Source organism: Pseudomonas sp. MF08817, from assembly GCF_059862705.1.
This window is the reverse complement of sequence record NZ_JCBCUY010000014.1, coordinates 51,213-65,599: the sequence shown is the minus strand read 5'-3', so window position 1 is coordinate 65,599 and position 14,387 is coordinate 51,213. Positions and strand designations below refer to the sequence as shown.

The 14,387-nt window shown below is 64.8% G+C and carries 13 protein-coding genes; 8 read left to right on the top strand and 5 right to left on the bottom strand.

Annotation, left to right across the window (positions count from 1 at the left end):
• Window positions 1-152: 152 nt before the first annotated feature.
• The 8 genes from gcl to AC19YR_RS10780 all read left to right on the top strand — a co-directional run bounded on the left by gcl (window position 153) and on the right by AC19YR_RS10780 (window position 9,621).
• A complete protein-coding gene (gene gcl / locus AC19YR_RS10815) occupies window positions 153-1,928 on the top strand; it encodes a glyoxylate carboligase (protein ID WP_500598398.1) in 1,776 nt (591 codons plus the stop codon).
• Window positions 1,929-2,064: 136 nt separating this feature from the next.
• On the top strand, window positions 2,065-2,847 hold the full coding sequence (gene hyi, locus AC19YR_RS10810) for a hydroxypyruvate isomerase (protein WP_500598396.1): 783 nt from the start codon (window positions 2,065-2,067) through the stop codon (window positions 2,845-2,847).
• A 58-nt stretch (window positions 2,848-2,905) separates the two neighbouring features.
• Window positions 2,906-3,796, top strand: coding sequence for a 2-hydroxy-3-oxopropionate reductase (locus AC19YR_RS10805; protein WP_500598395.1), 891 nt, complete (start codon window positions 2,906-2,908; stop codon window positions 3,794-3,796).
• 153 nt (window positions 3,797-3,949) lie between these two features.
• Window positions 3,950-5,230, top strand: coding sequence for a glycerate kinase type-2 family protein (locus tag AC19YR_RS10800; RefSeq protein WP_500598393.1), 1,281 nt, complete (start codon window positions 3,950-3,952; stop codon window positions 5,228-5,230).
• Window positions 5,220-6,635 (top strand): pyruvate kinase, encoded by a 1,416-nt coding sequence (gene pyk / locus AC19YR_RS10795; RefSeq protein ID WP_500598391.1) that lies wholly within the window; start codon window positions 5,220-5,222, stop codon window positions 6,633-6,635. The genes AC19YR_RS10800 and pyk overlap by 11 nt, the downstream gene beginning before the upstream one ends.
• 120 nt (window positions 6,636-6,755) lie before the next feature.
• Window positions 6,756-7,670 (top strand): urea transporter, encoded by a 915-nt coding sequence (locus AC19YR_RS10790; protein WP_500598389.1) that lies wholly within the window; start codon window positions 6,756-6,758, stop codon window positions 7,668-7,670.
• Between the two features lie 21 nt (window positions 7,671-7,691).
• Window positions 7,692-8,516 (top strand): ion transporter, encoded by an 825-nt coding sequence (locus AC19YR_RS10785; protein WP_095110651.1) that lies wholly within the window; start codon window positions 7,692-7,694, stop codon window positions 8,514-8,516.
• A gap of 106 nt (window positions 8,517-8,622) precedes the next feature.
• Entirely contained in the window at window positions 8,623-9,621 is a 999-nt protein-coding gene (locus tag AC19YR_RS10780; protein WP_500598387.1) for a sulfate ABC transporter substrate-binding protein, read from the top strand.
• Window positions 9,622-9,769: 148 nt separating this feature from the next.
• Here AC19YR_RS10780 and AC19YR_RS10775 read toward each other — a convergent pair whose 3' ends face one another.
• From AC19YR_RS10775 to AC19YR_RS10755, 5 genes are read right to left on the bottom strand one after another with little or no spacing between them, the layout of a single operon-like run.
• Complete coding sequence (locus AC19YR_RS10775) at window positions 9,770-10,177, bottom strand: hypothetical protein (RefSeq protein WP_095110653.1); 408 nt, start codon at window positions 10,175-10,177, stop codon at window positions 9,770-9,772.
• A gap of 14 nt (window positions 10,178-10,191) precedes the next feature.
• Complete coding sequence (ccmI, locus tag AC19YR_RS10770) at window positions 10,192-11,397, bottom strand: c-type cytochrome biogenesis protein CcmI (RefSeq protein WP_095110654.1); 1,206 nt, start codon at window positions 11,395-11,397, stop codon at window positions 10,192-10,194.
• Window positions 11,390-11,866 (bottom strand): cytochrome c-type biogenesis protein, encoded by a 477-nt coding sequence (locus AC19YR_RS10765; RefSeq protein WP_500598384.1) that lies wholly within the window; start codon window positions 11,864-11,866, stop codon window positions 11,390-11,392. Before AC19YR_RS10765 ends, ccmI begins: the two co-directional genes overlap by 8 nt.
• Complete coding sequence (locus AC19YR_RS10760) at window positions 11,863-12,399, bottom strand: DsbE family thiol:disulfide interchange protein (protein ID WP_095110656.1); 537 nt, start codon at window positions 12,397-12,399, stop codon at window positions 11,863-11,865. The genes AC19YR_RS10765 and AC19YR_RS10760 overlap by 4 nt, the downstream gene beginning before the upstream one ends.
• Window positions 12,396-14,384 carry a heme lyase CcmF/NrfE family subunit gene (locus AC19YR_RS10755; RefSeq protein WP_095110657.1) on the bottom strand — a complete coding sequence of 663 codons (1,989 nt, stop codon included), beginning with the start codon at window positions 14,382-14,384 and terminating at the stop codon, window positions 12,396-12,398. Before AC19YR_RS10755 ends, AC19YR_RS10760 begins: the two co-directional genes overlap by 4 nt.
• Window positions 14,385-14,387: the final 3 nt, after the last annotated feature.

Sequence of the window (14,387 nt, the reverse complement as noted above, 5' to 3'; positions counted from 1 at the left end):
TTACCCGAAGCGACGAAAAGTCACAGTGTTCAAAGCCCTCAACAATTGAAACAGGCGCTTGAGAAAAGGGATTGACCTTCTCAGCCGGCCATGAATACACTCGCCGCAAAAACTACTTGTATACAATTACAAAACGCAAGAGGCACAAAACCATGAGCAAAATGAGAGCAATCGAAGCCGCCGTTCTGGTGATGCGCCGTGAAGGTGTGGACACTGCCTTCGGTATCCCGGGCGCCGCCATCAACCCGCTGTACTCGGCCCTGCAAAAGGTCGGTGGCATCGATCACGTCCTTGCTCGCCACGTGGAAGGCGCCTCGCACATGGCCGAGGGTTACACCCGCACCACGGCCGGCAATATCGGCGTGTGCATCGGCACGTCGGGCCCGGCCGGCACCGACATGGTCACCGGGCTCTACAGCGCTTGGGCCGACTCGATCCCGATCCTGTGCATCACCGGCCAGGCGCCGCGGGCGCGGATGCACAAGGAAGACTTCCAGGCCGTGGACATCACCAGCATCGTCAAACCCGTCACCAAGTGGGCGACCACCGTGCTGGAACCGGGCCAGGTGCCCTACGCCTTCCAGAAAGCCTTTTATGAAATGCGCTCCGGGCGCCCCGGCCCCGTGCTGATCGACCTGCCGTTCGACGTGCAAATGGCCGAAATCGAATTCGACATCGACGCCTACCAGCCCCTGCCCCTGGCCAAGCCTTCGGCCACCCGCCTCCAGGTGGAAAAAGCCCTGGCCCTGCTGGACCAGGCCGAACGCCCACTGCTCGTAGCCGGCGGCGGCATCATCAACGCCGACGCCAGCGAGCTGCTGGTGGAATTCGCCGAGCTGACCGGCATCCCGGTCATTCCCACCCTGATGGGCTGGGGCACCATCCCCGACGATCACCCGCAAATGGTGGGCATGGTCGGCCTGCAAACCTCGCACCGCTACGGCAACGCGACGATGCTCAAATCCGACGCGGTGCTGGGCATCGGCAACCGCTGGGCCAACCGCCACACCGGTTCGGTGGAGGTCTACACCCAAGGGCGCACATTCATCCACGTTGACATCGAGCCCACGCAGATCGGCCGCGTATTCACCCCGGACCTGGGCATCGTCTCCGACGCCGCCTCGGCCCTGACCGTGTTCATCGAAGTGGCCCGTGAATGGCAAGCCGCCGGCAAGCTGAAAAACCGCAGCGCCTGGTTGCAGGACTGCCAGCAGCGCAAGGCCAGCCTGCACCGCAAGACCCACTTCGATAATGTGCCGGTCAAGCCCCAGCGCGTGTACGAAGAGATGAACCAGGTATTCGGCAAAGACACCTGCTACGTCAGCACCATTGGTTTGTCGCAGATTGCTGGCGCGCAATTCCTACACGTCTATAAGCCACGGCACTGGATCAACTGCGGCCAGGCCGGCCCGTTGGGCTGGACCATCCCCGCCGCCCTGGGCGTGGTCAAGGCTGACCCAAGCCGCAAAGTGGTGGCCTTGTCCGGCGACTACGACTTCCAGTTCATGATCGAAGAACTGGCCGTGGGCGCGCAGTTCAAGCTGCCGTACATACACGTAGTGGTGAACAATTCCTACCTTGGGCTGATCCGCCAGGCCCAGCGCGGGTTTGAAATGGACTACTGCGTGCAGTTGTCTTTCGACAACCTCAACGCCCCGGAACTCAACGGCTATGGCGTTGACCACGTGGCCGTCGCCGAAGGCCTGGGCTGCAAGGCGCTGCGGGTGTTCGAGCCGGCACAGATCCAACCGGCCCTGCGCCGCGCCCAGGAAATGATCGAAGAATTCAAGGTGCCGGTGATCGTTGAGATTATTCTGGAGCGCGTGACCAACATTTCCATGGGCACCGAGATCAACGCCGTCAACGAATTCGAAGACCTGGCGCTGGTGGGCAACGATGCGCCCACGGCGATTTCGCTGCTCGATTAACCCTTGCTCGCCCCCCGGTGGGAGCGAGCCTGCTCGCGATAAGGCCGGCACATTCAGCGTTGTTGTTGACTGACCGACGGCTATCGCCAGCAGGCTGGCTCCCACACGGAACATGCACAACTTTCAGGAGACCACCATGCCGCGTTTTGCCGCCAACCTGTCCATGCTGTTTACCGAGCAGGACTTCCTCGCCCGCTTCGAAGCCGCCGCCAAGGCCGGTTTCAGTGGTGTCGAGTACCTGTTCCCCTACGACTTCAGCTCGGCCCAGATCAAGGCTCAGCTCGATGCCCACGGCCTGACCCAAGTGCTGTTCAACCTGCCGGCCGGCGACTGGGCCAAGGGTGAGCGAGGCATCGCCTGCCACCCGGACCGGGTCGAGGAGTTCCGCGCCGGTGTCGATTTGGCCATCGCCTACGCCCAGGTGCTGGGCAACCGCCAGGTCAACTGCCTGGCCGGCATCTGCCCCCAGGGCCTGGACTGCGCCACGGTGCAGCAGACCTTCGTCGACAACCTCAAGTACGCCGCCGACAAGCTGCACGCGGCGGGCATCAAACTGGTGATGGAAGCGATCAACACCCGCGACATTCCGGGTTTCTACCTCAACACCACGGCCCAGGCCCTGGCGATCCGCGAGCAGGTGGGCAGTGCCAACCTGTACTTGCAATACGACATCTACCACATGCAAATCATGGAAGGTGACCTGGCCCGCACCATGGCCACGCACCTGGACGACATCAACCACATCCAACTGGCCGACAACCCCGGGCGCAACGAGCCGGGCACCGGCGAAATCAACTACCGCTTCCTGTTTGAACACCTGGACCGCATCGGTTACCAGGGCTGGGTCGGCTGCGAGTACAAGCCGCTGACCACCACTGAAGCGGGGCTGGGTTGGCTCAAGAGCCACAACGCGATCTGACTGCGCCCCTGCCCCTGCGGGAAGCGCGCAAGACCTATAAAAACAAGAGGATTTCTCCATGGCTAAAATCGGATTCATCGGCACCGGCATCATGGGTCGCCCAATGGCGCAGAACCTGCAAAAGGCCGGCCACACGCTGCTCCTGTCCGAGCACCACGACAAAGCCCCGGCCGACCTGGTCGCCGCCGGCGCCATCGCCCTGGCCAACCCGAAAGAAGTGGCCCAGGAAGCTGAATTCATCATCGTCATGGTGCCTGATACGCCCCAGGTCGAAGACGTGCTGTTCAGTGCCAGCGGCGTCGCCGAAGGCGTGGGCCCCGGCAAGGTTGTCATCGACATGAGTTCCATCTCGCCCACCGCGACCAAGGCCTTCGCCGCGCGGATCAACGAAAAAGGCGCGCAGTACCTGGACGCCCCGGTGTCCGGCGGTGAAGTCGGGGCCAAGGCCGCGACCCTGAGCATCATGGTCGGCGGCGACAGCCAGGCCTTCGCCCGCGCCCTGCCGCTGTTGCAGAGCATGGGCAAGAACATCACCCTGGTCGGCGGCAACGGCGACGGGCAAACCGCGAAAGTGGCCAACCAGATCATCGTCGCCCTCAACATCCAAGCCGTGGCCGAGGCGCTGTTGTTCGCCGCCAAAAATGGCGCCGACCCGGCCAAGGTGCGTGAAGCGCTGATGGGGGGGTTCGCCTCCTCGAAGATCCTCGAAGTGCACGGCGAGCGCATGATTAAGGGCACCTTCGACCCGGGTTTCCGCATCAGCCTGCACCAGAAAGACCTCAACCTGGCCCTGGCCGGCGCCCGCGAACTGGGGATCAACCTGCCCAACACCGCCAACGCCCAGCAAGTGTTCAGCACCTGCAACGCCCTCGGCGGCGCCAACTGGGACCACTCGGCGCTTATCAAGGGCCTGGAGCACATGGCGAACTTCTCGATTCGGGAGAAGTAAGCAGCACACACCCCATGGGAGCGAGCCTGCTCGCGATGAGGCCGCTACAGTCAACCTTCGGCGGGCCTGACGAATCGCTATCGCGAGCAGGCTCGCGCCCACAGGGGCTGTCCATGCGTTCCAAGCCGAACCACAAAAAACCGGGAGCCCGCCATGTCGGTCGATCCACAACAATTGCTCCGTGAGCTGTTCGCCACAGCCATCGACGCCGCCCATCCCCGCCAGGTGCTGCAAGCTCATCTGCCCGCCGACCGTAGCGGGCGGGTGATTGTCATCGGCGCCGGCAAGGCCGCTGCCGCCATGGCCCAGGAGGTCGAGCGCTGCTGGCAGGGCGAAATCTCGGGCCTGGTGGTCACCCGCTACGGCCACGGTGCGCCGTGCAGCAAAATCGAAGTGGTCGAGGCCGCCCACCCGGTGCCCGACACCGCGGGCCTGGCGGTGGCTCGCCGGGTACTGGAGTTGGTGAGCCACCTGAATGAAGACGACCGGGTGATTTTCCTCCTCTCCGGCGGCGGCTCGGCGTTGCTGGCCTTGCCCGCCGCCGGCATTACCCTGGCCGATAAACAGTCGATCAACAAAGCCCTGCTCAAGTCCGGCGCTACCATTGGCGAGATGAACTGCGTGCGCAAGCACCTCTCGGCCATCAAGGGCGGGCGCTTGGGCAAAGCCTGCTGGCCGGCGACGGTGTACACCTACGCGATTTCCGACGTACCGGGCGACCTGGCCACCGTGATCGCCTCCGGCCCCACCGTGGCCGACCCGAGCACCTCGGCGCAGGCCCTGGCGATCCTCGCCCGCTATGGCATCGAGGTGCCCGCCAGCGTGCGCGCCTGGCTGCAAAACCCCGAGTCGGAGACGGTCAAACCCGGCGACCCGAGCCTGGCCCGCAGCCATTTCCAACTGATCGCCCGCCCGCAGCAATCCCTGGAAGCGGCGGCGGTCAAGGCGCGCCAGGCCGGGTTCAGCCCACTGATCCTCGGTGACCTGGAAGGCGAGTCGCGGGAGGTGGCCAAAGTCCACGCCGGCATCGCCCGCCAGATCGTGCTCCACGGCCAGCCGTTGGCGGCGCCCTGCGTGATCCTCTCGGGCGGCGAAACCACCGTCACCGTGCGCGGCAATGGCCGGGGCGGGCGCAACGCCGAGTTCCTCCTGAGCCTGACCGACAGCCTCAAGGGCCTGCCTGGGGTGTACGCCCTGGCCGGCGACACCGACGGCATCGACGGCTCCGAGGACAACGCCGGCGCCCTGATGACCCCCGCCAGCTACGCCCGCGCCGAAGCCCTGGGCCTGAGCGCCAGCGCGGAACTGGACAATAACAATGGCTACGGCTACTTCCAGGCGCTGGACGCCTTGATCGTCACCGAGCCGACGCGCACCAACGTCAATGACTTTCGCGCCATCCTGATCCTTGAGAGCCCCGCCCATGACGCCTGACAAGAAGGTCAAAATCCTCGCCACCCTGGGCCCTGCCACAGACGGCATCGACGATATCCGCGAACTGGTGGAGGCCGGGGTGAACATTTTTCGCCTCAACTTCAGCCACGGCGACCACGCCGACCACGCCCAGCGCTACCAGTGGATCCGCGAGGTGGAGCGCCAGCTCAACTACCCTTTGGGCATCCTGATGGACCTGCAAGGGCCGAAACTGCGGGTTGGCCGGTTCGCCGACGGCAAGGTGCAACTGCTGCGCGGCCAGGCCCTGCGCCTGGACCTGGACCCCACACCGGGCGACCAGCGCCGGGTCAACCTGCCCCACCCCGAGATCATCGCGGCCCTGGAGCCGGGCATGGACCTGCTGCTCGACGACGGCAAACTGCGCCTGCGGGTGACCGCCAAACACGCCGACGCCATCGACACCACGGTGCTCAATGGCGGCGAACTGTCGGACCGCAAAGGCGTCAACGTACCCGAAGCGGTGCTGGACTTAAGCCCCCTGACCGCCAAGGACCGCCGCGACCTGAGTTTCGGCTTGGAGCTGGGGGTGGACTGGGTGGCGCTGTCGTTCGTGCAACGCCCGCAGGATATCCACGAAGCCCGCGCGTTGATCGGCGACAAGGCGTTCCTGATGGCCAAGATCGAGAAGCCGTCGGCCGTGGCCCAACTGTGGGAAATCGCCGAATTGAGCGACGCCATCATGGTCGCCCGCGGTGACCTGGGGGTGGAAGTGCCGGCCGAGAGCGTGCCGCAAATCCAGAAGGACATCATCCGCACCTGCCGCCAATTGGGTAAACCGGTGGTGGTGGCCACGCAGATGCTCGAATCCATGCGCTTCTCCCCGGCGCCCACCCGCGCCGAGGTCACCGATGTCGCCAACGCGGTGGCCGAAGGGGCGGACGCGGTGATGCTGTCGGCGGAAACCGCCTCGGGCGAGTACCCCCTCGAAGCGGTGCAGATGATGAGCAAGATCATCCGCCAGGTCGAAGGCGGCCCGGACTACCAGACCCAACTGGACGTGAGCCGGCCCAAGGCCGAAGCGACCACCTCGGACGCCATCAGCTGCGCGATCCGGCGCATCAGCAACATCCTGCCGGTGGCAGTGCTGGTCAACTACAGCGAATCCGGGGCATCCAGCCTGCGGGCGGCGCGGGAGCGGCCCGGGTTGCCGATCCTCAACCTCACGCCCCACCTCTCCACGGCCCGGCGCCTGAGCGTGGCCTGGGGCGTGCATTCGGTGGTCAACGACCGTTTGCGCCAGGTCGATGAGGTGTGCTCCACGGCCCTGGAAATCGCCCAGGCCCAAGGCATGGCCCAGCGCGGCGACACCCTGCTGATAACCGCCGGCGTGCCGTTCGGGCGCCCCGGGTCGACCAACTCATTGCGGATCGAGACGTTGATCTAGCGTCGGTAGCGGCCCTATCGCGAGCAGGCTCGCTCCCACAAAAGGTGCGTATGGACCTGGGGGGAGCGAGCCTGCGCGCGATTAAGGCCACCTCGGTCCCCCTCTCTGTGCCCAAGCCCCATGACCCCGAACTCCACCCACTGCCCCGACTGGGCCACTGCCCTGCTCCACGGTTTCAGCCAGATTTTCCTGCAACGCCATGCGCTGTGCGGCGTGCTCTGCCTGCTGGCAGTTCTGTGCAGCGCCCCGGCCCTGCTCGGCGGCGCGTTACTGGGCGGCGTCGCCGGGTTGCTCACCGCCCAACGCCGCGGCTACCCCAAGGCCGAGCGCGAGGCCGGGCTCTACAGCTACAACGGCGTGCTGCTCGGCCTGCTGCTGCCTCAGGTATTGCCCTGGTCGGTGCTACTGGTGCCGCTGATAATTGCCGGCGGCGGCCTCAGTGCGATGCTGGTGCGCCAGTGGCTCAAACGCGCGCCCAACCCCACTTGCCTGCCCGCCTACACGGCACCGTTCATCGCCCTGGGCTGGCTGCTGCTAAGCACGGCCGAGCTGCCCGCCGCCGCGCCCCTGGCGGCCCTGCCCGTGAACGGGATGAGCCTGTTGCTGGCACTGTTCAAGGGCCTGGGCCAGGTCATGCTGCTGGAGGCGCCCTTGGCCGGCGTGCTGATCGGCGCGGGGCTGTTGCTCGCCAATCGCCACGCGGCAGCCTGGGCCTTGCTCGGCGCGGCACTGGGCCTGGGCGCCGGGTTGCTGCTCGACGCCCCCAACCAGGCCTTGCAGGGCCTGTACAGCTACAACCCGGCCCTGGCCGCCCTGGCGCTGAGCCAGCAACGGCGCCAGCCCTGGTTGCCCCTGCTGGGCATTGCCCTGGCGATCGTCCTCGCTCCGGGCTTTGCCGCCATCGGCCTGGCCGCCCTGACGGCGCCTTTCGTCCTCGCCTGCTGGCTGGTGCGCGCCGCCACCCGAGTGCTGCAACAGGCCGCCCGCGATTGCGCGCCTTGCGCAACCCCGGGCAATCCACCTAGGCTGCGTTAACCTTCGTTTCAGGCGTAACCCATGGACAGCAACAAGCACTGGCGTGAACGGCTCTACGTCATGATTTTCCAGACCGACACCCAGGCCGGGCGGCGCTTCGACCAGAGCTTGCTGCTTATCATCCTGGCCAGCCTGGTGGTGGTGATCCTCGACAGCATCGACAGCATCCACCAGCACTACGCCGGGCTGTTGCAGGCCATAGAGTGGGGCTTCACCCTAGTTTTTGCCATCGAGTACGGCCTGCGCCTGTACTGCTCGCCCAAGCCGCTGCGCTATGCGTTCAGTTTCTATGGCCTGGTGGACCTGCTGGCCATCGTCCCCGGCATCCTCGCGCTGTACTACAGCGACGCCCAATACCTGCTGATAATCCGCATCATCCGCATGCTGCGTATCTTTCGCGTGCTCAAGCTCAGCCCTTACCTCAAGCAGGCCAACTACCTGCTCTCCGCCCTGCGCGGCAGCAAGCAGAAAATCATCGTGTTCCTGCTCAGTGTGTGCACCCTGGTGACCGTGTTCGGCACCCTGATGTACGTGATCGAAGGCCCCGAGCACGGTTTCACCAGCATCCCCACCGGCATCTACTGGGCCATCGTCACCCTCACCACCGTGGGCTTTGGCGATATCGTGCCCAAGACCACCCTGGGCCAGATTATTTCGTCCCTGGTGATGATTACCGGTTACTCGATCATCGCCGTGCCCACCGGCATCTTCACCGCCGAACTGGCCAACGCCATGCGCGGTGAACAGCTGCAACACGACTGCCCGGTGTGCAAAAAGAACAGCCACGAACACGGCGCCGCATTTTGCTCGCGCTGCGGCAATGCACTGTTTAAGAAAATCGAATAAGCAAAGTTCTTTTTAATCTTTAAAGAGATATACCGCCCCGGCTATAGTCGATGGCAAAAGGCCCTTACCCCACCTCGAACACCCTGAATACAACAAGGAATGCGCAGTGAAAAAACTCTTTGGCGCCTCACTTCTGGCCGCTGGCCTGGCCCTGGGCAGCGTCGCCCAGGCCGCCCCTACCTTGCTCAACGTGTCCTATGACGTCATGCGCGACTTCTACAAGGATTACAACGCCGCCTTCCAGAAACACTGGAAAGCCGAGCACAACGAGAACATCACCCTGCAAATGTCCTTCGGCGGCTCCAGCAAACAAGCGCGCTCGGTGATCGACGGCCTGCCCGCCGACGTCATCACCATGAACATGGCCACCGACATCAACGCCCTGGCCGACAACGGCAAACTGGTCCCGGACAACTGGGTCACGCGCCTGCCAGACAACAGCGCACCGTTCACCTCGGCCACCGTGTTCATCGTGCGCAAAGGCAACCCCAAAGCCCTCAAAGACTGGCCCGACCTGCTCAAGGACGGCGTGCAGGTGATCGTGCCCAACCCGAAAACCTCGGGTAACGGCCGCTACACCTACCTGTCCGCGTGGGGCTACGTGCTGAAAAACGGCGGCGACGAAAACAAGGCCAAGGACTTCGTCGGCAAACTGTTCAAGCAAGCGCCCGTGCTGGACACCGGCGGCCGCGCGGCCACCACCACCTTCATGACCAACCAGATCGGCGACGTCCTGGTGACCTTCGAGAACGAAGCCGAGATGATCGCCCGCGAATTTGGCCGCGACCAATTCGAGGTCGTCTACCCGAGCGTCTCCGCCGAAGCCGAGCCACCGGTGTCGGTCGTCGATAAAGTCGTCGACAAAAAAGGCACCCGCGCCGCCGCCGAGGAATACCTCAAATACCTGTGGTCCCCCGAAGGCCAGGAAATCGCCGCCAACAACTACCTGCGCCCACGGGACCCGAAAGTGCTGGCCAAGTACACCGACCGCTTCCCGAAAGTGGACTTCCTCTCCGTGGAAAAAACCTTCGGCGACTGGCGCACCGTGCAAAAGACCCACTTCAATGACGGTGGCGTGTTCGACCAGATCTATAGCGGCCAGTAACGCCACAGGCACGTAGCAAACGGGCTCGCCCGCGCTGGAGTGCGAAGCGCTCCCAAAATCGTCATCCACTCAAACATACGGACGACGGCTTTGGGGGCGGCTACGCATCCCAGCGCGGGCGAGCCCGCTTGCTACAGGGGTTTTGAACTTACTGCGGATGCAACCGCCCCAACCCCGAGGGCACGCCGTGGACGTCGGTTTCTTCCCATGGGCCGTTGGGGCTGATGGCGCGGCTCCAGCCGTTGTTCCAGCGGTAGTAGGTGCGCTGGCGGTAGTAGGTGCCGGGTTGGTTGTCGAGGGCATAGACGCCGAGTTTGGCGTCCCAGTGGCTGTTGCCGCCCGGTGGCGGGGCGAAGCTGGCGGAGGTGCGCGGCACGGGTTTGGCAGGCGGGATGGGGGTCACGGGTTTGCCGGGGACTTTGGCCGGGGGCACCGGTTGGGTCGTGGGGCCGGCGGGTGGGATCGGCGGCAAGGGGCCCGGCGTGGGCCGCTGGACCGCACATGCGCTTAACCCTAGAACCAGACTGAGCAGGGTGAGGCGAGCGATGGCGGTCATGGGCGGCTTCTCTGTTATTGGTCCGGGCTGTCGATAGTCAGGTGTTGCGGCGCGGTGGTGCTGCTGGCCAGGGGCTTGCTGCGACCGATCCATTCGCCGGCAGTCGGTTGGCCGGCGCGGGAGACGCGCGCAACCAGTTGGACTTCAGGGAAGTTCGACAGTTTCAATTGCGGCATCATGGCGTCCGCGTCGCCCAGTTCGACGGTAACCGGCAGGTCGGCCACGGTCACCCGTTTGGCCGCCAGGGGCGCCGGAGGGCCGGAAGCGGCACGGGCGAAGATGAACACGCTGTCGCCCGGTTGCACCTTGGCCTTGAGTGCCGGCGCCAGGTCGACGCGGACCTTGAGCAACGCCCCGCCTACCGCTGCCGCAGGCGCCTTGGCAACCGTGCCGCCGTTGGCCTGCAACTTCTCAGTGGCACGCTCGATACCGCCCTGCAATGCCGCGCGCGAAGCGTCTTCGGCCGGCAGTTGGGCTTGCAGGCGCGTCCAGTAGTCGATGGCGTCCTGATAGCGTTCGGCTTCAAACGCGGCGATACCCAACAGGCCCAGGCTGGTGACTTCCTTAGGGTCGGCCTTCAGGGCTTCGTCGGTCAGGGCTTGCACCTTGTCCGACCATTTCTTGTTGTCGGCAAAATACTGCGCCTGCGCCCACTGCCCGAGCAGTTCCGGTTGGCGACCGGCCACGGCCACGGTGCGCTCGAAGATCTTCGCCGCGTCGGCGGGACGGTCCTGGGCCATGTAGGTACGGCCGAGGAAGTACAGGCCTTCGGCCGAATCCGGTTGCGCCGCCACGGCACGCTCCAGGCGCTGGGTCATGTCTTCCATGGACTGCGGCGCCTGGGCGAACTCGCGGGTCAATTCGACCTTGTCGGCGGCACCGAAATGCAGATAGAGGCCCAGGCCCAGCACGGGCACGAGGATGGCGGCGATCAGCGGCGCGGTCTTGCCCAGGCGCGACACCCGCGCCGTGTCGGCGCCCTCGGTGTCGGCCAGCAACTCACGGGCCGCTTCGGCGCGGCCGCTGGCCATTTGCGCGACGTCGAGCACGCCTTCCTCTTGTTGGCTGTGCAGTTCAGCCACGCGCTCTTGGTAAAGCGCCACGTTCAGCGCGGTACGATCCTCTTCACGTTGGGCACGACGGCCGCGTAGAACCGGGATCAGCAGAAAACTCAGGGCTACCAGTAGGAGCAGACCCGCAGCCAGCCAGAAATCAATCATTCGTGGTTTTATCCAAGAGGTGGTCGAGGCGCTTGCGCTCATCAGGGGAAAGGGTTTCGGGGGCACCGGGGCCCGCGCCGCGGCGGCGGCGGCGCACGATCACGCCGATAATCACCAGCCCGCCCAGCAGCAACGCGGCGGGGCCGAACCAGAGCAGCGCGGTCTTGCCGGTCAACGGCGGGCGATAGCGCACGAAATCACCGTAGCGATCGACCATGAAGTCGATGATCTGCTGGTTGTCCTTGCCCTCGCCGAGCATGCGGAAAATTTCTTTGCGCAGGTCGGCGGCAATCGGCGCGTTGGAGTCGGCGATGTCCTGGTTCTGACACTTGGGGCAACGCAACTCCTTGGTCAACTGGTGGAAGCGCTCACGCTCGCCGTCGTTGGCGAACTCGTAGGTGTCGATGGCGGCATGGGCGACGCTGGCGATGCCCAGGGCCAGCACGGCGGCGGTTAACCACGACTTCATGGCTTGGCCTCATCGACCAGGGCCTGGTACTTGGCGGCCAGTTGCTCACGCCAGATCACTTCGTCGATCACCCCCACGAACTTGTCGCGGATGATGCCCTTGGCGTCGATGAAGAAGGTTTCCGGTGCGCCGTAGACGCCCAGGTTCAGGCCCAGGTTGCCGTCTTCGTCGCGGATGTCCAGTTGGTAGGGGTTGTGGAATTCCTTGAGCCACTTCAAGGCGTCGGCGTTGACGTCCTTGTAGTTGACGCCGTAGATCACCACGCCCTGTTCGGCCAGTTTGTTCAGCACCGGGTGCTCGACCCGGCAGGAAATGCACCAGGTCGCCCAGACGTTGACCAGCGCCGGCTTGCCCTTGAGGTCGGCCTCGGTCAATTGGCGGTCACCCTGCACGTTGGGCAGGTTGAACGCCGGGAACGGCTTGCCGATCATGGCCGAGGGCAGCTCGGCCGGGTTCAAGTACAGGCCGCGGTAGAGGAACACTGCCACCACCAGGAACACTGCCAGGGGCAGCACCATCATCCAACGTCTCATGCCGCCGCTCCCGTCATGCCCAGGGCTTCGCGCACCTGGCTTTTGACCTTGACCCGATAACGCCGGTCCAGCGCCGCCAATACACCGCCCAGGCCGGTGAGCAGGCCACCGAACCAGATCCAGCGCACGAATGGTTTGACGTGGACCCGCACGGCCCAAGCGCCCTCGCCCAGGGGTTCACCGAGGGCGACGTAGATGTCGCGGGTGAAGCCTGCGTCGATGCCGGCCTCGGTCATGACCGAGTTCTGCACGGTGTACAGGCGTTTTTCCGGGTGCAGCACGGCAATTTCCTTACCGTTGCGCACCACGCGTACGGTGCCTTTGTCGGAGGTGAAGTTCGGCCCTTCGTAGTGCTTGGCGCCGTCGAAAATGAAGTGATAACCGGCCAGGTCCATGGACTCGCCCGGCTCCAGGCGCAGGTCGCGCTCGGCGCTGTTCTGGCTCGACAACACCACGCCCAGGGCGCACACGGCGATGCCGATGTGGGCGATCTGCATGCCCCAGTAGCTGCGGGTCAGGCTCGGCAGGCCTTTAATAAGGCCTTTGTGGCGGGTCTTGTCGACAATATCGCGCACCCCGGCCAGCAGCACCCAGGCGGCGAGCATGAAGGTGGCCAGCACGGCCCAGTTGAAGTCGCCATAAGCCACGCCCGCCACCACCGCCAGCGCGGCGCTGCCCAGCAGCACCGGGGCGAGCATGCGCAGCAACCACTTGAGCGGAGTGTCTTTCCAACGCACCAGCACACCCACGGCCATGACCACCATCAGCAGGGCCATCAGCGGGATGAACAGCGCGTTGAAGTACGGCGGGCCGACGGACATCTTGGCCCCGGTCAAAGCATCGAGCACCAGCGGGTACAGGGTGCCCAGCAGGATCATCGAAGCCGCCACCACGAGCACCAGGTTATTGCCCAGCAACAGCGTCTCGCGGGACCACAGGTTGAAGCCCACGTGGCTCTTGACCACGGGCGCGCGCAGGGCGAACAGGGTCAGCGAACCGCCGACCACAAACAGCAGGAACATCAGGATGAACACGCCCCGCTCCGGGTCGGAGGCAAAGGCATGCACCGAGGTCAGCACGCCGGAGCGCACCAGGAAGGTACCCAGCAGGCTCAGGGAGAACGCGGCGATGGCCAGCAACACGGTCCAGCTCTTGAACACACCACGTTTTTCGGTGACGGCCAGAGAATGGATCAGCGCCGTGCCCACCAGCCATGGCATGAAGGAGGCGTTTTCCACCGGGTCCCAGAACCACCAGCCGCCCCAGCCGAGTTCGTAGTAGGCCCACCACGAACCCAGGGTGATGCCGACGCCGAGGAAAGCCCAGGCCACGATCGTCCACGGCCGCGACCAACGGGCCCACGCCGCGTCCAGGCGCCCACCGAGCAAGGCGGCGATGGCGAAGGCGAAGGCCACGGAAAAGCCCACGTAGCCCATGTACAGCATCGGCGGGTGAACGATCAGGCCGATGTCCTGCAACAGTGGGTTGAGATCGCGGCCGTTGGCGGGGATCTGCGGCAGGATGCGCGCAAAGGGGTTGGAGGTGAGGATCAGGAAGCTGAGGAACCCGGTGCTAATCATCCCCATCACTGCCAGCACCCGAGCCAGCATCACCTGCGGCAACTGCCGGGAGAACACCGAAACCGCGAAAGTCCAGCCGCCGAGGATCAACGCCCACAGCAGCAGCGAGCCTTCGTGGGCGCCCCACACGGCGCTGAACTTGTAGTACCAGGGCAATGCGGTGTTGGAGTTACTGGCGACATACGCGACGGAAAAGTCGTCGGCCATGAAGGCATAGGTCAGGCAGCCAAACGAGAACGCCAGGAACGCGAACTGGCCCCACGCCGCCGGTTGGGCCAGGCCCATCCACATGCGGTCGCCGCGCCAGGCGCCGAGCAGCGGCACGATGGCCTGGACGATGGAAAAACACAGGGCCAGGATCATCGCCAAATGGCCCAGCTCAGGGATGTAGAGTGACGGGGTCATGGG

Coding starts and splice junctions, on each gene's coding strand:
- gcl (WP_500598398.1), top strand. CDS start 153: ATGAGCAAAATGAGAGCAATCGAAGCCGCCGTTCTGGTGATGCGCCGT.
- hyi (WP_500598396.1), top strand. CDS start 2,065: ATGCCGCGTTTTGCCGCCAACCTGTCCATGCTGTTTACCGAGCAGGAC.
- AC19YR_RS10805 (WP_500598395.1), top strand. CDS start 2,906: ATGGCTAAAATCGGATTCATCGGCACCGGCATCATGGGTCGCCCAATG.
- AC19YR_RS10800 (WP_500598393.1), top strand. CDS start 3,950: ATGTCGGTCGATCCACAACAATTGCTCCGTGAGCTGTTCGCCACAGCC.
- pyk (WP_500598391.1), top strand. CDS start 5,220: ATGACGCCTGACAAGAAGGTCAAAATCCTCGCCACCCTGGGCCCTGCC.
- AC19YR_RS10790 (WP_500598389.1), top strand. CDS start 6,756: ATGACCCCGAACTCCACCCACTGCCCCGACTGGGCCACTGCCCTGCTC.
- AC19YR_RS10785 (WP_095110651.1), top strand. CDS start 7,692: ATGGACAGCAACAAGCACTGGCGTGAACGGCTCTACGTCATGATTTTC.
- AC19YR_RS10775 (WP_095110653.1), bottom strand. CDS start 10,177: ATGACCGCCATCGCTCGCCTCACCCTGCTCAGTCTGGTTCTAGGGTTA.
- ccmI (WP_095110654.1), bottom strand. CDS start 11,397: ATGATTGATTTCTGGCTGGCTGCGGGTCTGCTCCTACTGGTAGCCCTG.
- AC19YR_RS10765 (WP_500598384.1), bottom strand. CDS start 11,866: ATGAAGTCGTGGTTAACCGCCGCCGTGCTGGCCCTGGGCATCGCCAGC.
- AC19YR_RS10760 (WP_095110656.1), bottom strand. CDS start 12,399: ATGAGACGTTGGATGATGGTGCTGCCCCTGGCAGTGTTCCTGGTGGTG.
- AC19YR_RS10755 (WP_095110657.1), bottom strand. CDS start 14,384: ATGACCCCGTCACTCTACATCCCTGAGCTGGGCCATTTGGCGATGATC.